General features: G+C 44.3%; 12 protein-coding genes. 10 read left to right on the top strand and 2 right to left on the bottom strand.

All coding sequences use genetic code 11. From position 1 onward, the window contains the following. Window positions 1-70: 70 nt before the first annotated feature. Complete coding sequence (locus BT_RS01485; protein ID WP_008766160.1) at window positions 71-2,287, bottom strand: patatin-like phospholipase family protein; 2,217 nt, start codon at window positions 2,285-2,287, stop codon at window positions 71-73. Window positions 2,288-2,558: 271 nt separating this feature from the next. On the opposite strand from BT_RS01485, the gene BT_RS01490 reads away from it, so the two are divergent. From BT_RS01490 to BT_RS01535, 10 genes are all read left to right on the top strand, one after another. Next, complete coding sequence (locus BT_RS01490; RefSeq protein ID WP_008766159.1) at window positions 2,559-3,794, top strand: efflux RND transporter periplasmic adaptor subunit; 1,236 nt, start codon at window positions 2,559-2,561, stop codon at window positions 3,792-3,794. Window positions 3,795-3,797: 3 nt separating this feature from the next. Continuing rightward, entirely contained in the window at window positions 3,798-6,902 is a 3,105-nt protein-coding gene (locus BT_RS01495; RefSeq protein WP_008766158.1) for an efflux RND transporter permease subunit, read from the top strand. Continuing rightward, on the top strand, window positions 6,902-8,275 hold the full coding sequence (locus BT_RS01500) for an efflux transporter outer membrane subunit (RefSeq protein WP_008766157.1): 1,374 nt from the start codon (window positions 6,902-6,904) through the stop codon (window positions 8,273-8,275). The genes BT_RS01495 and BT_RS01500 overlap by 1 nt, the downstream gene beginning before the upstream one ends. A gap of 128 nt (window positions 8,276-8,403) precedes the next feature. Further along, window positions 8,404-10,050 carry a diphosphate--fructose-6-phosphate 1-phosphotransferase gene (locus BT_RS01505; RefSeq protein ID WP_008760603.1) on the top strand — a complete coding sequence of 549 codons (1,647 nt, stop codon included), beginning with the start codon at window positions 8,404-8,406 and terminating at the stop codon, window positions 10,048-10,050. 157 nt (window positions 10,051-10,207) lie between these two features. Beyond that, window positions 10,208-11,101: a glycoside hydrolase family 25 protein gene (locus BT_RS01510; protein ID WP_008766156.1), complete on the top strand. Its 894-nt coding sequence runs from the start codon at window positions 10,208-10,210 to the stop codon at window positions 11,099-11,101. A gap of 74 nt (window positions 11,102-11,175) precedes the next feature. Beyond that, entirely contained in the window at window positions 11,176-12,519 is a 1,344-nt protein-coding gene (gene lpdA / locus BT_RS01515; RefSeq protein ID WP_008766155.1) for a dihydrolipoyl dehydrogenase, read from the top strand. Continuing rightward, a complete protein-coding gene (locus tag BT_RS01520) occupies window positions 12,503-13,222 on the top strand; it encodes a lipoate--protein ligase family protein (RefSeq protein ID WP_008766154.1) in 720 nt (239 codons plus the stop codon). The genes lpdA and BT_RS01520 overlap by 17 nt, the downstream gene beginning before the upstream one ends. Before the next feature lie 86 nt (window positions 13,223-13,308). Further along, window positions 13,309-14,679: a dihydrolipoamide acetyltransferase family protein gene (locus BT_RS01525; RefSeq protein ID WP_008766153.1), complete on the top strand. Its 1,371-nt coding sequence runs from the start codon at window positions 13,309-13,311 to the stop codon at window positions 14,677-14,679. 37 nt (window positions 14,680-14,716) lie between these two features. Further along, the gene (locus BT_RS01530) at window positions 14,717-16,753 is read left to right on the top strand and encodes an alpha-ketoacid dehydrogenase subunit alpha/beta (RefSeq protein ID WP_008766152.1); all 2,037 of its coding nucleotides are present in this window, start codon (window positions 14,717-14,719) and stop codon (window positions 16,751-16,753) included. 24 nt (window positions 16,754-16,777) lie between these two features. Next, the gene (locus BT_RS01535) at window positions 16,778-17,293 is read left to right on the top strand and encodes a flavodoxin (RefSeq protein ID WP_008766151.1); all 516 of its coding nucleotides are present in this window, start codon (window positions 16,778-16,780) and stop codon (window positions 17,291-17,293) included. Between the two features lie 250 nt (window positions 17,294-17,543). Here the strand turns inward: BT_RS01535 and prmA are convergent, their stop codons facing one another. Then, window positions 17,544-18,386 carry a 50S ribosomal protein L11 methyltransferase gene (gene prmA / locus BT_RS01540; protein ID WP_008766150.1) on the bottom strand — a complete coding sequence of 281 codons (843 nt, stop codon included), beginning with the start codon at window positions 18,384-18,386 and terminating at the stop codon, window positions 17,544-17,546. Window positions 18,387-18,394: the final 8 nt, after the last annotated feature.

Genomic DNA, 18,394 nt, shown 5'->3' on the forward strand with positions numbered 1-18,394 from the left:
TCATCGCAGTGAGAACTTTTTCTCATCATGGTAAGTATAGTCCTATGTATGCAGGAACCGAAATAGTGACTTAGAAGTAGTATCCCAGATTCACATAACAACTTCCTTTGTCAGTCTGATTGGAATACCCGAACGTAATCTCCAACGGACCGAACATACTGTCCATACCATATCCGGCACTGATACCAAACAGTTGTTTCCCTTTCAGTATTTCGAAGAAGTGACTGTCCGTCAAGCCATAATTACCTGTCAGAGTGAGATAATGAATGCTTCCCATCCGTTGTCTGAGCTTCACGGATGCAATCATGATTGAATTGTCCATCAGTTCCATATTGGTCACACCGGCAAACGGCAGTTGCTGTGGAATGTAGAGTCCGTATACTTCGCCGCCAATGGCATTTTGCAAGGGATAGGCGATGTCTTTTCCAATCAGAACACGGCCATAGATGGATGGGATAATGGAAAAACGTCGGGTAACAGGTATGACACTGGACCACGAGCCGCTCAACGCAGAGAATGGGGCATGATCATTATACTGCGCCATATTATCGGTATAAAGCGAATAGGCAGCTTTGAATTCGGTTCCTTTGGAAGGGAAATATCCCTTGTCGAATGTACTATAGTGTACCTGAGCGAAATAACTCAGGAAGTGTTCGGATTCTACATCCAGCCCAGTGAGTTCCGGTTTCTTGAAAAGAAAATCTTTGTATTTATAATATTCGAAACGAAGTCCGAGTCCGAAGCGGAGGTTTTTGTACCAGACATCCGAAAAACCAAATTCAGCTAAATGATACTTGTAAGTAGTGTTGTAAGCACGTTCACCTTCATCATAGATGTTGATGTCATTATATTGAAACATATATGAGAAATTGAAATTGCGTTGCTGCATCGGTTCGAGTGTGTAATCGATGCGGGCGGCATATCGCTTTCCTAATCGGCCGGTCAGGGATAATCGGGAAGGAATATGAGTTTTGAGATCTGCTGTGGCATTAATCAGCAGGGATGCTATTTCTTCCGAGTCGAAACGGATGCCCAGATTGATTCTTTTCTCATATTTTTCTTCTAACAAGAAATTAAGGTGATACCCTTCGGGAGTGTCGGTAAGTGTGTAGCTGGCGCTTGAGTAAGAATGACTGCCACGCAACTGATACACAGCTTGTTCTATCTGCTGAGTGGTAATGTTACTGTTCTCTTTGAGATTACACTTCTTCATCAGCCATTTTTTGTCATCAGCCTCTACGCCGGAGAAGGATATATCTGTGACGTATACTGTCCGTGAATTGGAAAGAGAAGAGTACGGTCCATGTTGTTTGGGGACATAATTGTCCGGTATACCGATTTCTTTTTTTAAGGCAATCAGGGAATTCCACTGTGCACGTGCGGCTTCTTCGCCCCGACGCATCAGGGAATCGATGGCTGCCGGAGTGAAGCTGGCGGAAGAAAATCCGTCTACATTTACCTTGATATAGGTATCAGTGAGTTCTACATTCTTTTCATGATTGGTCTGGCAAGTGAGATCAACAATCTGCCCCAATATGTCCGGAGCGCTGTTGAGCTTGTCGGCACTTTTCAGCGCATTCTGAACATCGACTCCGATAATAATATCGGCCCCCATTGCTTTGGCCACATCTGCCGGATAATTATTGACAATTCCACCGTCTACCAATACCATACTGTCTTTGCGTACCGGTGTGAATACACCGGGGATAGCCATACTGGCACGCATGGCAGTAGAGAGTACGCCATCATGGAATACGATCTGGTCCCCATTGACTACATTGGCCGATACACAGGCGAAGGGGATCGGTAACTTATTAAAATTGATCGAGTCATGGTAGCCCACTGTCAGATCAGAGAACAGATTGGCAAGATTCTGTCCTTTGATAATTCCTCCGGACATGGCAGCTTTCGGGTTCTTTGTGAAAGGAAGCGAAACAATGTATTTTGCAGAGCGTTCGCGTTCGGTGAGCGACATGGCACTGCGTTTGATACGATCGCTCAAAAGGAAAGTCCAGTCCTGTTTGCGTACCATACTGTCCAGTTGTTCCGGAGTATAACCGATGGCGTAAAGTCCACCGACTATAGATCCCATACTGGTGCCTACTATATAATCGATCGGAATGCCTGCTTCCTCGATGACTTTCAATGCTTTGATATGTGCCACTCCTTTGGCACCGCCGCCACTGAGGACAACGCCGACCTTCTTCCGTTGTTCCTGTGAATAAACAGAAAAAGGTAATATCAGGCACATTGCAAAAACTAATGTTGAAAAGATTTGTTTTTTCATTAGACATGTTATTGTGTTGATGTACAATATAACTACAAATGTAGGGGATAAATTGTTTAGTTGATGAAACAAGAACTATAAAAAATGTTCTAAAAGTCGGAAATGTGGATAAATTCTACACTTTAAGGATGTTTTCCACACTTCCGTCTTCAAGAGGAAAAATGTAATATGTTGATAATAAACAGATAAGATAAAACAGGATATTTTGGTATGTGTATTGCATAATAGAGTGTAGAACAAACATAAGTTAAATTAAATAATAAGATTCGATATGAGATTATTCTTTTCGAAACATGAGTTGAAACTGAGGAGAAAGAGAAACATTGCTGCTGTAGTATGTGTGGTAATTGTGTTGGGAGTATATTGGATACTGACTCGACCTCAGAAGGCTGCGCCGGAAATGCCGACAGTGATTGTTGAACCGGTTATAAAAGATGATGTAGAGATATTCGGAGAATATGTGGGGCGAATCCGTGCCCAGCAATTTGTCGAAGTACGTGCCAGGGTAGAAGGCTATCTGGAAAACATGCTTTTTGCCGAAGGCACTTATGTAAATAAGAATCAGGTCTTGTTTGTGATCAATCAGGACCAATATCGTGCGAAAGCCGACAAGGCACGGGCTCAGCTGAAAAAGGACGAAGCACAGGCATTGAAAGCTGAACGTGACTTGAAACGTATCCGTCCGTTGTACGAACAAAATGCTGCTAGCCAGCTGGATCTGGATAATGCGGAAGCAGCTTATGAAAGCGCTGTTGCGACAGTAGCGATGAGTGAGGCGGACTTGGCGCAGGCTGAACTCGAATTAGGCTATACCATTGTTCGTTCACCTCTTGCCGGACATATCAGTGAAAGAAATGTAGACTTGGGAACGCTGGTAGGTCCCGGAGGAAAGTCTCTGCTGGCTACAGTAGTAAAAAGCGATACCGTATTGGTCGATTTCAGTATGACGGCACTTGATTATCTGAAAAGTAAAGAACGTAATATTAACCTCGGACAACAGGATTCTACCCGTTCCTGGCAACCGAACATAACTATTACTTTGGCGGATAATACGGTTTACCCCTATAAAGGATATGTCGATTTTGCAGAACCGCAGGTCGATCCCCAGACAGGTACTTTCTCCGTACGTGCAGAGATGCCTAACCCGAAACAGGTATTGCTTCCGGGACAGTTTACCAAAGTAAAACTACTTTTGGACGTGCGTGAAGGAGCTATCCTTGTTCCGATGAAAGCTGTTACCATTGAAAAAGGCGGAGCTTATATTTATACAATGCGTAAAGATGATACAGTAGAGAAACGTTTTATTGAGTTAGGACCCGAAGTGGGGAATAACGTCGTAGTGGAAAGAGGACTTGCTGTAGGAGAGACAATTGTTGTAGAAGGTTTCCATAAGTTGACCCCGGGCATGAAAGTACGGATCAGTCAGCCGGAAGCGGAGGTGAAGGATACCACTATGGTGGCAGGTGATTCTACAACAGGAATGAAGGATAACGCAAAAGGAGAATAATCAATGAAAGTTAGTTTTTTTATAGACAGGCCGGTATTTTCGGCTGTCATTTCCATCGTGATTGTGATTGTCGGAATCATCGGGCTGACCATGCTTCCGGTGGATCAATATCCGCAGATCACGCCTCCGGTGGTAAAGATCAGTGCGTCTTATCCGGGTGCGAGTGCACTTACCGTGTCGCAGGCGGTGGCTACTCCGATTGAACAGGAAATCAATGGTACGCCCGGTATGCTTTATATGGAATCAAACAGTTCTAACTCCGGTGGCTTCTCGGCAACAGTTACCTTTGATGTATCTGCTGACCCGGATTTGGCTGCTGTGGAAATTCAGAACCGTGTGAAGCTGGCTGAATCCCGTCTTCCGGCGGAAGTGATTCAGAATGGTATTTCCGTAGAGAAACAGGCACCCAGTCAGTTAATGACACTCTGTCTGACTTCTACCGATCCTAAGTTTGACGAAATTTACCTGAGCAACTTTGCTACGATCAATGTGCTCGATGTGATTCGCCGTATTCCGGGAGTAGGACGTGTATCCAATATTGGTAGCCGTTACTATGCTATGCAGATATGGGCAGAGCCTGATAAGCTGGCTAACTTCGGATTGACTGTGCAGGACTTGCAGAATGCCTTGAAAGACCAGAACCGTGAATCGGCAGCCGGTGTATTAGGTCAGCAGCCGGTACAGGGACTGGATATAACGATTCCTATCACTACTCAGGGACGTCTTTCTACAGTAGGGCAATTTGAGGATATTGTGGTACGTGCCAATGCCAATGGTTCCATCATCCGGCTGAAGGATGTGGCACGTGTATCTCTGGAGGCTTCTTCATACAATACCGAGAGTGGTATCAATGGTGAGAATGCAGCGGTACTGGGTATTTACATGTTGCCGGGTGCCAATGCGATGGAAGTAGCCGAGAATGTAAAGAAGGCGATGGAAGAAATCAGCGAGAATTTTCCGGAAGGATTGAGTTATGAGATTCCGTTTGATATGACAACGTATATCTCTGAGTCTATTCATGAGGTATATAAGACGTTGTTCGAAGCATTGGTGCTGGTTGTGTTGGTAGTGTATCTGTCTTTGCAGAGCTGGCGTGCTACATTGATTCCGGTGGTAGCGGTACCTATCTCCCTGATTGGTACTTTCGGATTCATGCTGATTTTTGGTTTCTCTATTAATATATTGACCTTACTCGGTTTGATTCTCGCCATCGGTATCGTGGTCGATGATGCGATTGTAGTGGTGGAAGGAGTAGAGCATATTATGGAAACGGAGAAGCTGAGTCCCTATGAGGCGACAAAGAAAGCGATGAACGGATTATCAAGCGCATTGATCGCTACTTCACTGGTATTGGCGGCTGTGTTTGTTCCGGTAAGTTTTCTGAGTGGAATTACCGGGCAGCTGTATCGTCAGTTTACGGTAACTATCGTGGTATCTGTACTGATTTCTACTGTGGTTGCTTTAACGCTGAGCCCTGTGATGTGTTCGCTCATTTTGAAACCGGATAGTGGCAAGAAGAAAAATATAGTATTCAGAAAGATCAATGAGTGGCTGGGTATCGGAAGCAATAAGTATGTAGCTGCCGTCACCCGTACTATCAAACATCCTCGTCGGGTTTTGAGTGCTTTTGGTATGGTATTGATTGCTATTCTGTTGATTCACCGGATTATTCCGACCAGTTTCTTGCCGGTAGAAGACCAGGGATACTTTAAGATTGAACTTGAACTGCCGGAAGGAGCTACCTTGGAGCGAACCCGTGTAGTAACGGAACGCGCGATTGCTTATCTGGAGAAGAATCCATATATAGAATATGTGCAGAACGTGACCGGAAGCAGTCCGCGTGTAGGCAGTAATCAGGGACGTGCCGAGTTGACCGTTATTCTGAAACCCTGGGAAGAGAGAAAGAGCACCAGTATTGAAAAAATTATGGATACGGTAGAAAAACATTTGAGAGAATACCCCGAATGTAAAGTCTACCTGTCTACTCCTCCGGTCATACCGGGACTGGGCAGCTCCGGTGGTTTTGAAATGCAGTTGGAAGCTCGTGGAGAGGCTACTTTCGATAATTTGGTAGATGCGGCAGATACGTTGATGTATTATGCTTCCAAACGTAAGGAGCTTACAGGTTTGTCTTCTTCCTTGCAGTCGGAGATTCCCCAACTTTACTTTGATGTGGACAGAGACAAGGTGAAAATGCTGGGAGTACCCTTGGCAGATGTGTTTTCTACGATGAAAGCGTATACAGGTTCGGTGTATGTGAATGACTTTAATATGTTCAACCGTATATATAAGGTATATATTCAGGCGGAAGCTCCTTATCGGGAACATAAAGACAATATCAACCTGTTCTTTGTGAAAGCTTCCAATGGAGCTATGGTACCGCTGACATCTTTGGGTAATGCTTCTTATACGACAGGGCCGGGAAGTATCAAGCGTTTCAATATGTTTACTACTGCCGTTATCCGGGGTGCTGCCGCGCAGGGATACAGTTCCGGTCAGGCAATGGAGATTATGGAGCAGATCGCCCGTGACCATCTTCCGGATAATATCGGACTGGAGTGGAGCGGACTTTCTTATCAGGAGAAACAGGCAGGCGGTCAGACGGGGATGGTCATGGCACTGGTGTTCTTGTTTGTCTTCCTCTTCCTTGCCGCACAATATGAAAGTTGGACAGTGCCGATTGCTGTATTGCTATCCTTGCCTGTAGCAGCTTTGGGAGCCTATCTGGGAGTCTGGGTGTGCGGACTGGAGAATGATGTTTATTTCCAGATCGGATTGGTAATGCTTGTCGGGCTTGCCGCCAAGAATGCCATTTTGATTGTAGAGTTTGCCAAAGTGCAGGTAGATAGAGGTGAAGATTTGATTCAGTCGGCAATCTACGCAGCGAAATTACGTTTCCGTCCTATTCTGATGACCTCCCTTGCATTTGTACTGGGAATGCTTCCGATGGTACTGGCGAGTGGTCCGGGTTCGGCGAGCCGACAGGCGATTGGTACGGGCGTATTCTTCGGAATGATATTCGCTATCGTATTTGGTATCATTCTCGTGCCGTTCTTCTTTGTGATGGTGTATAAAACAAAGTCGAAAATCTTAAAACATAAGAAATAATGAAACTGAATAAACTATATATTGCTATACTACTTTTTGCAGGAATACTGACTTCCTGCAAAGTAGGCAAGAGCTACGTCCGTCCTGATCTTCATTTACCCGATAGTCTGGCTCAGCATCAGGATACGGTCAGCTTTGGAGATCAGGATTGGGAGGAAATCTACACGGATTCCACACTCCGCAGTCTTATAGACCGTGCGTTGGATCATAATAAAGATATGTTGATAGCGGCTGCCCGCATCAAGGAAATGGCAGCTCAGAAACGGATATCCACTGCCGCGCTGCTTCCCGATATTAAAGGTAAAGTGACTGCCGAGCGTGAACTTGAAAATCATGGAGGAGATGCTTTTAAGAAATCGGATACTTTTGAAGCGCAGTTCCTTGTTTCATGGGAACTCGATCTTTGGGGAAATCTGCGATGGGCACGTTCTGCCAGCATCGCCGAATATCTGCAGTCAGTAGAAGCGCAACGTGCGCTTCAGATGACGATTGTGGCGGAAGTGGCACAGGCATATTATGAGCTGGTTGCCTTGGATACGGAACTGGATATCGTCAAGCAGACTTTAAAAGCTCGTGAAGAAGGGGTTCGTCTGGCACGTATCCGTTTTGAAGGAGGACTTACTTCGGAGACTTCTTATCGTCAGGCGCAGGTAGAGTTGGCACGTACAGCTACTCTGGTTCCTGATCTGGAACGCAAAATATCGCTGAAAGAGAATGATATTGCTTTTCTGGCCGGAGAATACCCGAATCGCATAGCCCGTTCCCGTTTGCTTCAGGAGTTTAATTTCCCGGAAACTCTTCCGATAGGGATGCCTTCCACTTTGCTGGAACGCCGTCCCGATATACGTCAGGCAGAGCAGAAGCTGATCGCTGCCAATGCAAAAGTAGGTGTGGCTTATACGAATATGTTTCCTCGTCTGGCACTGACGGGTGGTTTCGGTAGTGAAAGCACGTCTTTGTCAGAACTTCTAAAATCGCCTTATGCCGTTATGGAAGGTGCTTTATTGACTCCTATATTTGGCTGGGGAAAGAACCGTGCTGCGTTGAAAGGCAAAAAAGCGGCCTATGAAGCAGAAATACATAGTTATGAGAAAACAGTCCTGACGGCTTTCAAAGAGACACGTAATGCGATTGTCAACTTTAATAAGATAAAAGAGGTGTACGCACTTCGTGCCAATCTGGAACGTTCGGCTAAGAGTTATATGGATTTGGCGCAGTTGCAATATATCAATGGAGTGATCAATTATTTGGATGTTCTCGATGCCCAGCGTGGTTATTTTGACGCACAAATTGGTCTGAGTAACGCTATTCGTGATGAACTGATCACCGTAGTACAACTGTATAAAGCACTTGGCGGTGGCTGGAAGCAATAGCCTCTGTAACTATGCAGCGAAATAAAATGAGGGCTTCTCTTTCATAATTCGAGGAAAAATGCGAAATTTGCAACGCTTTTCAAGTTTGACAAGAAACTTACTAACACCTTTAAATAAAAATAAAGAAAATGACTAAAAGTGCATTGCAAATCGCAAGGGCTGCTTATCAGCCCAAACTTCCGAAAGCATTGGCAACAGGAGCCGTTAAAGCTGTAGCAGGTGCTGCTACTCAATCTGTAGCCGATCAGGAAGCTATCAAAGCATTATTCCCTAACACGTACGGAATGCCGTTGATTACATTCGAAGCGGGTGAAGCTGTTCAACTTCCTGCTATGAACGTAGGTGTAATCCTTTCCGGCGGACAAGCTCCGGGCGGACACAATGTAATCTCTGGTTTGTTCGACGGTATCAAAAAGCTGAATCCTGAAAGTAAGCTGTACGGCTTTATCTTGGGTCCTGGCGGTCTGGTAGACCACAACTATATGGAACTGACTGCTGACATCATTGACGAATACCGTAACACAGGTGGTTTCGATATCATCGGTTCGGGACGTACGAAGCTGGAAACTGAAGCTCAGTTTGAAAAGGGATTTGAGATCATCAAAGAATTGGGCATCAAAGCACTGGTTATCATCGGTGGTGATGACTCTAATACAAACGCTTGTGTATTGGCTGAATACTATGCTGCCAAGAAGTACGGTGTACAGGTGATCGGTTGCCCGAAGACGATTGACGGTGACTTGAAGAACGATATGATTGAAACTTCTTTCGGTTTCGATACAGCTTGTAAGACTTATGCAGAAGTAATCGGTAACATCCAGCGTGACTGTAACTCAGCCCGTAAATACTGGCACTTTATCAAATTGATGGGTCGTTCGGCTTCTCACATCGCACTGGAATGTGCTTTGCAGGTACAGCCTAACGTATGTATCGTTTCTGAAGAAGTGGAAGAAAAAGATATGTCTCTGGATGATGTAGTAACATCTATCGCTAAAGTGGTAGCTGACCGTGCTGCACAGGGAAATAACTTCGGTACAGTATTGATCCCGGAAGGATTGGTGGAATTTATTCCGGCTATGAAGCGTCTGATCGCTGAATTGAACGACTTCCTGGCTGCAAATGCAGAAGAGTTCTCTCAGATCAAGAAGTCTCATCAACGTGATTACATCATCCGTAAGCTGTCTCCGGAAAACTCTGCTATCTATGCAAGTCTGCCGGAAGGTGTAGCTCGCCAGCTGACACTGGATCGTGACCCGCACGGAAACGTTCAGGTATCACTGATCGAAACAGAAAAACTGTTGTCTGAAATGGTAGCTACCAAATTGGCTGCTTGGAAAGAAGATGGCAAATATGTGGGTAAGTTTGCTGCACAGCACCACTTCTTCGGTTACGAAGGTCGTTGCGCTGCTCCGTCAAACTTTGATGCTGACTACTGCTATTCTTTGGGATACACAGCTTCTATGCTGATTGCTGACGGTAAGACCGGTTATATGTCTTCTGTACGCAACACAACTGCTCCTGCTGCCGAATGGATTGCAGGTGGTGTGCCTATCACCATGATGATGAATATGGAACGCCGCCACGGTGAAATGAAACCGGTGATCCAGAAAGCATTAGTGAAATTGGATGGTGCTCCTTTCAAAGCATTCGCTGCACAGCGTGACCGTTGGGCTGTTGAAACGGATTATGTATATCCAGGTCCGATTCAGTACTTTGGTCCTACAGAAGTTTGCGACCAGGCAACTAAGACTTTGCAATTGGAACAAGCTAAATAAGAAAACTTCACCGGACTGTAGTAAGAAACAGTTGCAATGAAGAGCTCTTTCAGGCACGGATTACGCGGATTGACGCGGTTTTAGTTATACTATTTCTTAAAACCGTGTATTCCGTGTAATCCGTGCCTATCTATATTACATTCATCACTCAAAGTAAATGTCGTCACGTAATAATCCGATTTCTGCTGTCCAAAAGAAAAGAACTGCTTCCACTACCCCAAAAAAGAGGACGGTTTCTTCTTCCAGGCCTTCCCGTGCTCCGAAAAAGGCACCGGTGAAGCAGCATTATTCGATGCCCGGTTGGCTTCGAAATATATTGGCTGTGGCAATTGTCGGTTGTTTCTCTATGGTTTTCTATTATTTCTTTATACGTCCTTATGCTTATCGGTGGAAACCTTGTAATGGTTTAAAGGAATATGGAGTTTGTATTCCTTCCGGATATGATATTCATGGGATTGATATTTCCCATTATCAAGGAAAAATAGACTGGGGGAGACTTTTACAGAATAAACAGACGGCAACTCCTTTGCACTTCATTTTTATGAAAGCGACGGAAGGGGGAGATCATAACGATACTACCTTTCAAACTAATTTTGCTAATGCGCGTAATCATGGCTTTATTCGTGGCGCTTATCATTTCTATATTCCCGGTACGGATGCTTTGAAACAGGCGGACTTTTTTATACGTACGGTCAAACTGGATTCCGGCGACCTGCCTCCGGTTCTCGATGTGGAAGTGACCGGACGAAAAGAGAAAAAAGAATTGCAGCAAGGCATTAAGCGCTGGTTGGACCGTATAGAATCCCATTATGGGGTGAAGCCCATTCTTTATACCTCTTATAAGTTCAAGACCCGTTATCTGGACGATTCTATTTTCAATGCTTATCCTTATTGGATCGCTCACTATTATGTCGATTCGGTGAAATATCAGGGTAAGTGGGATTTCTGGCAACATACTGATGTCGGAAATGTACCCGGTATTAAAGAAGATGTAGACCTCAATGTATTCAACGGTACATTAGAAGAACTCAAAAAGCTGACGATCAAGTAGGATGATTGATCTGTCATACAACTAATCTCTTCTCTCATTTGTTATAATCGTATTATTACTAAAAAGATACGATTATGAACTTTGATATAGCTATTATTGGTGGTGGCCCTGCTGGTTACACAGCTGCCGAAAGGGCAGGGGCAAACGGACTGAGAGCCGTTTTGTTTGAAAAAAAGGCAATAGGTGGGGTGTGTCTGAATGAAGGATGTATTCCTACTAAAACGTTGTTATATTCTGCTAAAATTCTGGATAGCATCAAGAGTGCTTCCAAATATGGCATTTCTGCCGAATCTCCTTCGTTTGATTTAACTAAAATAATGAGCCGTAAAGAGAAAACGGTGAAAATGCTGACTGGTGGGGTAAAGATGACTGTGAACTCTTACGGAGTGACGATCGTGGAAAAAGAAGCCTTTATAGAAGGAGAAGAAAACGGGCTGATCCGTATCATCTGTGACGGAGAAAGATATGAAGTGAAATATCTGCTGGTATGTACCGGTTCCGACACGGTTATTCCTCCGATACCGGGACTGTCGGAAGTTAGTTACTGGACGTCAAAAGAGGCTTTGGAGATCAAAGAGCTTCCTGAAACGTTGGTTGTTATAGGTGGTGGAGTCATAGGAATGGAGTTTGCTTCTTTCTTCAACAGTATGGGAGTGAAAGTGCATGTTGTCGAGATGATGCCGGAGATACTGGGAGTCATGGATAAGGAAACCAGCAGTATGCTTCGTATGGAATATGCAAAACGTGGAGTCACTTTCTACTTGAATACAAAAGTAATAGAAGTGAAACCTGACGGAGTCGTCATAGAGAAAGATGGGAAGGCTTCTACTATCAAAACGGAAAAGATCTTGCTCAGTGTGGGGCGTAAAGCAAATATTACCAATGTCGGATTGGATAAGCTGAATATAGAACTTCATCGGAATGGGGTTAAAGTAGACGAATATCTTCAGACTTCTCATCCCGGAGTATATGCGTGCGGTGATATTACAGGCTATTCTTTATTGGCGCATACGGCAATTCGGGAGGCGGAAGTGGCAATCAATCATATTTTAGGAGTGGAAGACCGGATGAATTATAACAGTGTGCCGGGAGTTGTCTACACCAATCCGGAAGTGGCCGGCGTAGGTAAGACAGAAGAAGAGCTGACCAAACAGGGCATTCCTTATCGTGTTACGAAGTTGCCGATGGCTTATTCCGGACGTTTTGTTGCGGAAAACGAACAAGTAAATGGAATATGTAAGCTGATACTTGATGAAGCTGATCATATTATCGGTTGTCATATGCTTGGAAATCCTGCGTCGGAATTGATTGTGATTGCCGGAATAGCTATTCAGAAGGGCTATACGGTTGAGGAATTTCAGAAGAATGTATTTCCCCATCCTACGGTTGGAGAGATTTATCATGAGGTGCTTTCATAACACTTTTACAGATATTTATTTTCATCTGGCGGCAGAAGAGTATTTGCTGAAGCAGGAAACAGATTCTGTTTTCATGCTTTGGCAGGACACTCCTTCTGTAGTGATGGGAAAACACCAATCTGTACAGTTGGAAGTGAACCGGGAATGGGCGGAAGAACAACAGATTCAAATAGCCCGTCGGTTTTCGGGTGGGGGAGCTGTATATCATGATTTGGGTAATGTCAATTTAACTTTTATCGAAACAGTGTCCCGCTTGCCTGATTTCAGTCTTTATCTTCATCGGATATTGGATTTCTTAAAACTGATAGGATTGCCGGCAAAAGGAGATGAACGTCTGGGTATCTATCTTGATGGTCTGAAAATATCGGGGAGTGCCCAGTGCGTACACAAGAACAGGGTGCTTTATCATTGTACTTTGCTGTATGATACGAATCTTGCTGCTTTAAATAAGGTATTGAATCCGGAGAGGGACATTGAGACGGGCGTGGCATTGCCTGTGTATGCTGTTCCGTCTGTCCGTAGTGAAGTCACAAATATCAGTCGTTACTTACCTATGGAAACGGTTGATCATTTCAAAGCGATACTTTTCGAATATTTTAGTCAGAAGGGATGTGCTGATACTTTCAGTGAGAAAGAATTGGAAGCAATCCATAAACTTCGGACTGAGAAATATATTTGCGAAGACTGGATCTTCAGTCGTTGAGTCCGGTTAAAAATACTTTAACTTAAAACTTTCTTTTTCAGCGGGTTGTTCTAATAGTTCAAGGTTGAATAATAAATTTACTGTCTATGTCAAGATTCGAAATAAAAATGCCTAAGTTGGGCGAGAGTATAACCGAAGGGACGATTGTCTCTTGGTCTGTGAAAGTGGGGGATGTCATTCAGGAAGACGATGTTCTCTTCGAGGTAAATACGGCGAAAGTCAGTGCGGAAATACCTTCACCGGTAGCTGGTAAGGTAGTGGAAATTCTGTTTAAGGAAGGAGATACAGTCGCTGTAGGTACAGTGGTTGCTGTTGTAGATATGGGAGGTGAAGAGGCATCCGATGAAGAAACTGCAAGTGGAAAAGAAACTCCAGAAAGTAAGGAGAATGCTTCTTCTGATGCAGAAAAAGTATCTTCTCAGGTAGCAAAGGCTGAGGAACGCTGGTATTCTCCTGTGGTGATTCAATTGGCACGAGGTGCAAATATTCCGAAAGAAGAACTTGATTCGATACAAGGCACAGGATACGAAGGCCGGTTAAGCAAGAAAGATATAAAGGATTATATTGAGAAGAAGAAAAGGGGAATTTCCGAAGTCTCGAAGGCGGCGATACCTACCGGTGATGCACTTACGGCTTCTATGCCTTCTTCGACTGGAGGGGCTGGCTCTATGACAACTTCTCCTGTGGCGGCTTCCGTGCAAACTCCTGTTGCTGCACCGTCTGCTCCATCTAAACAAGCACCTGCAGCTGCTAATATTCCGGGAGTAGAAGTGAAAGAAATGGATCGTGTCCGCCGGATTATTGCGGATCATATGGTGATGTCCAAGAAGGTTTCACCACACGTAACCAATGTAGTAGAGGTAGACGTAACCAAACTGGTACGCTGGCGTGAAAAGAATAAAGACGCTTTCTTCCGCCGTGAGGGAGTGAAACTGACCTATATGCCTGTCATAACAGAAGCTGTTGCAAAAGCATTGGCAGCATATCCTCAGGTCAATGTATCTGTTGACGGATATAATATTCTTTTCAAGAAACATATCAATATCGGTATTGCTGTTTCTTTGAATGATGGCAATCTGATAGTTCCTGTGGTACACGATGCCGATCATCTGAACTTGAATGGATTGGCTGTAGCTATAGACTCGCTGGCATTGAAGGCTCGTGATAACAAATTGATGCCAGATGATATTGACGGAGGTACGTTTACCATTACTAATTTCGGTACATTCAAGAGTTTGTTCGGTACGCCGGTGATCAATCAGCCCCAGGTTGCCATTTTGGGAGTGGGATATATTGAGAAGAAGCCTGCCGTAATAGAGACACCGGAAGGTGATACGATTGCTATCCGTCATAAGATGTATCTGTCCCTGTCTTATGACCATCGTGTAGTTGACGGTATGCTGGGAGGCAACTTCCTGCACTTCATAGCCGATTACCTGGAAAACTGGAAGGGCTGATAACAGATTGTTTCATTCATTAAGAACTTCATTAACTATGAAAAAGAAATATGATATAAAGACTACGGATGTTGAAACACTGAAAAAGTGGTACCATCTGATGACATTAGGGCGTGCTTTGGACGAGAAGGCGCCGTCTTACCAGCTGCAATCCTTGGGTTGGTCATACCATGCTCCTTATGCGGGGCATGATGGTATCCAACTGGCTGTCGGTCAGGTTTTCACATTGGGAGAAGATTTCCTGTTCCCTTATTACAGAGATATGCTGACTGTGCTTTCTGCAGGAATGACTGCGGAAGAGATTATATTGAACGGCATTTCGAAAGCAACCGATCCCGGTAGCGGCGGACGTCATATGTCGAATCACTTCGCCAAACCGGAATGGCATATTGAAAATATATCTTCTGCTACCGGAACGCATGACCTGCATGCGGCGGGTGTAGCAAGAGCAATGGTATATTATGGGCATAAAGGAGTAGCAATCACTTCGCACGGAGAATCTGCTACTTCCGAAGGCTTTGTTTACGAGGCTATCAATGGAGCTAGTCTGGAACGTCTTCCAGTGATTTTCGTTATACAGGATAACGGATATGGCATCTCTGTTCCTAAATCCGAGCAGACTGCCAATCGTAAAGTAGCCGAGAACTTCTCCGGTTTCAAGAATCTGAAGATTATCTACTGCAATGGAAAAGATGTGTTCGATTCCATGAATGCCATGACTGAGGCACGCGAATATGCGATCAGTACCCGTAATCCTGTGATTGTACAGGCTAACTGCGTTCGTATCGGCTCTCATTCCAATTCGGATAAACATACACTTTATCGGGATGAAAACGAACTGGAATATGTGAAAGAAGCCGATCCGCTAATGAAGTTCCGCCGGATGTTATTGCGCTATAAGCGCTTGACGGAAGAGGAACTGCTGCAAATTGAAGCTGAATCAAAGAAGGAACTATCTGCTGCCAACCGCAAGGCGCTGGCTGCCCCTGAACCTGATCCTAAAAGCATTTACGATTTTGTGATGCCCGAACCTTATCAGCCGCAAAAATACAAAGAAGGTACTCATCAGGAAGAAGGAGAGAAGACTTTCCTGGTCAATGCAATTAATGAAACATTGAAAGCGGAATTCCGCCATAATCCGGATACCTTTATCTGGGGACAAGATGTGGCAAACAGAGAAAAAGGCGGGGTCTTTAATGTGACCAAAGGCATGCAGCAGGAATTTGGCGAGGCGCGTGTATTCAGCGCACCGATTGCCGAAGATTATATTGTAGGTACAGCCAATGGTATGAGCCGATTTGACCCTAAAATCCATGTAGTGATAGAAGGAGCTGAGTTTGCAGACTACTTCTGGCCTGCCGTAGAACAGTATGTGGAGTGTACTCATGAATATTGGCGCAGTAACGGTAAGTTTGCTCCGAATATCACTTTACGGCTTGCTTCCGGAGGATATATCGGTGGTGGATTATATCATTCCCAAAATATAGAGGGTGCTCTGACAACGTTGCCGGGTGCACGTATTGTCTGTCCTTCTTTTGCAGATGATGCAGCCGGATTGTTACGAACCAGTATGCGTTCAAAGGGATTTACCTTGTTTTTGGAACCGAAAGCTCTATATAATTCGGTAGAAGCGGCAGCTGTTGTTCCGGAAGATTTTGAGGTTCCTTTTGGAAAGGCACGTATTCGTCGTGAAGGAACGGATTTGAGCATTATTACTTATGGCAATACGACCCATTTCTGCCTGCACGTAGCAGAGCAACTGGAAAAAGAAAGTGGCTGGAAAGTCGAAGTGATCGATATTCGCTCATTGATACCATTAGATAAGGAGGCGATTTTCGAATCAGTGAAAAAGACTAGTAAAGCATTGGTTGTTCACGAAGACAAGGTATTCTCCGGTTTCGGTGCGGAACTTGCGGCTATGATCGGAACGGATATGTTCCGTTATCTGGATGGTCCGGTGCAGCGTGTCGGATCTACATTTACTCCTGTCGGTTTCAATCCGATTCTGGAAAAAGAGATATTGCCGGATGAGGCGAAGATCTATGAGGCAGCTAAAAAGCTATTGGAATATTAATGGAATAAAATGGAGGTATAGTATATGAAGAAGATTGGTTTGTTTTATGCCACCAAAGCTGATAAGACTACTTGGGTGGCAGAGAAAATTCAGAAAGAATTTGGAAAAGATAGGATAGAAGTGGTGCCTATTGAGCAGGCATGGCAAAATGATTTTGCAGCTTACGATTGTTTAATAGTAGGTGCTTCGACCTGGTTTGACGGAGAACTTCCTACCTATTGGGATGAGTTATTGCCGGAACTTCGTACATTGGACTTGAAAGGGAAAAAAGTAGCTGTCTTCGGGTTAGGAGATCAGATACGTTATCCCGAAAACTTTGCTGACGGAATCGGACTGCTTGCCGAGGTATTTGAAGGAGACGGGGCCACACTGGTCGGTTTTACTTCTTCCGAAAGATACACTTTCGAACGTTCCAGAGCGTTGCGTGGTGATCGGTGGTGCGGTTTGGTCGTCGATTTGGATAATCAATCCGAGCAAGCGGAAAAGAGAATCAGGGAATGGTGCGAACAGGTAAAGAATGAGTTTGATTCAAAACCTTAATACTTTATATCTGTTTCCCGGTAACATAACAGAAGGAATATTATATCATACCATTCTTTTCATTAAAGGATGGTATGTACCAGATGCTCATCTCGTACACTACTGGATGAGCATCTGGTGTATAACAAGATGAGCATGCCGTACAGCACGAGATGAGCATCTCGTACATCTTATCTCTACTACAAATATATGCTGTCTTTTAAAGATACGTGGTCTGTGTCTTCTTGAAACAGATAAGGAAGATTAATGCTTAATATGTGAACTTCACTGCTGCCCAGCGGTTTTTCTCCTTATGATGTACGAAGGTCAGTCCGTTCTTTTCTGCTTCCCGGCGGATGAAAGGAATGTCGTCCACATAAAATCCACTCATATAAAGTTCCGATCCCGGGTGCATGCAGGCAACGTATTGCTTCATGTCGTTCAATAGAATATTCCGGTTTATATTAGCGATGATGATATCAAAGGGCCCTTTGCCAACAAGCGATGAGGCATCTCCTTGTGAAACGGCGATGTCGTCTACGTGGTTTAATTCAATGTTCTCAATAGAGTTTCGTACACACCATTCGTCAATGTCAATAGCGATACATGGGCGTGCTCCCCGCATGCGGGCGAGAATAGCTAAGATCGAAGTTCCACAGCCCATATCCAGAAGTGATTTATCTTTCAACTCATTGTCCAGTAACTCCCCGATGATGAGGCTTGTCGTTTCATGATGTCCCGTGCCGAAAGCCATTTGCGGATTGATAACGATATCATAAGTTGCCTGGGGTACATCTTTATGGAAGGTACTATGGATAACACATCGGTTATCGATCACAATCGGCTGAAAGAAATTTTTTTCCCATTCTTCGTTCCAGTCTTTGTCTTCCGCTTCAACGTATGTATAAGTGATCTCCGTATCGGGCAGAGGAAATTCGGTTATTGCATTTTTTATTGTATTTTCATCGCATAATGCCTGTTGTATGTATGCAGTCAGTCCGCCTTCGCTTTCAACAAAACTTTCAAATCCGGCTTCACCTAATACGGCAGCCAGTACGTCATTTACTGTTTCTGTGCATGGACTTGTATGGAATGTGAACTCAAAATACTTCATAGTTGTTT

This window comes from Bacteroides thetaiotaomicron VPI-5482, assembly GCF_000011065.1.
Lineage (GTDB): Bacteria > Bacteroidota > Bacteroidia > Bacteroidales > Bacteroidaceae > Bacteroides > Bacteroides thetaiotaomicron.

Bases quoted from the DNA above. Each gene is read 5' to 3' on its own strand.
- lpdA (WP_008766155.1), top strand. From the start codon at position 11,176: ATGAACTTTGATATAGCTATTATTGGTGGTGGCCCTGCTGGTTACACA.
- BT_RS01495 (WP_008766158.1), top strand. From the start codon at position 3,798: ATGAAAGTTAGTTTTTTTATAGACAGGCCGGTATTTTCGGCTGTCATT.
- BT_RS01505 (WP_008760603.1), top strand. From the start codon at position 8,404: ATGACTAAAAGTGCATTGCAAATCGCAAGGGCTGCTTATCAGCCCAAA.
- BT_RS01520 (WP_008766154.1), top strand. From the start codon at position 12,503: ATGAGGTGCTTTCATAACACTTTTACAGATATTTATTTTCATCTGGCG.
- prmA (WP_008766150.1), bottom strand. From the start codon at position 18,386: ATGAAGTATTTTGAGTTCACATTCCATACAAGTCCATGCACAGAAACA.
- BT_RS01485 (WP_008766160.1), bottom strand. From the start codon at position 2,287: ATGAAAAAACAAATCTTTTCAACATTAGTTTTTGCAATGTGCCTGATA.
- BT_RS01510 (WP_008766156.1), top strand. From the start codon at position 10,208: ATGTCGTCACGTAATAATCCGATTTCTGCTGTCCAAAAGAAAAGAACT.
- BT_RS01490 (WP_008766159.1), top strand. From the start codon at position 2,559: ATGAGATTATTCTTTTCGAAACATGAGTTGAAACTGAGGAGAAAGAGA.
- BT_RS01525 (WP_008766153.1), top strand. From the start codon at position 13,309: ATGTCAAGATTCGAAATAAAAATGCCTAAGTTGGGCGAGAGTATAACC.
- BT_RS01500 (WP_008766157.1), top strand. From the start codon at position 6,902: ATGAAACTGAATAAACTATATATTGCTATACTACTTTTTGCAGGAATA.
- BT_RS01535 (WP_008766151.1), top strand. From the start codon at position 16,778: ATGAAGAAGATTGGTTTGTTTTATGCCACCAAAGCTGATAAGACTACT.
- BT_RS01530 (WP_008766152.1), top strand. From the start codon at position 14,717: ATGAAAAAGAAATATGATATAAAGACTACGGATGTTGAAACACTGAAA.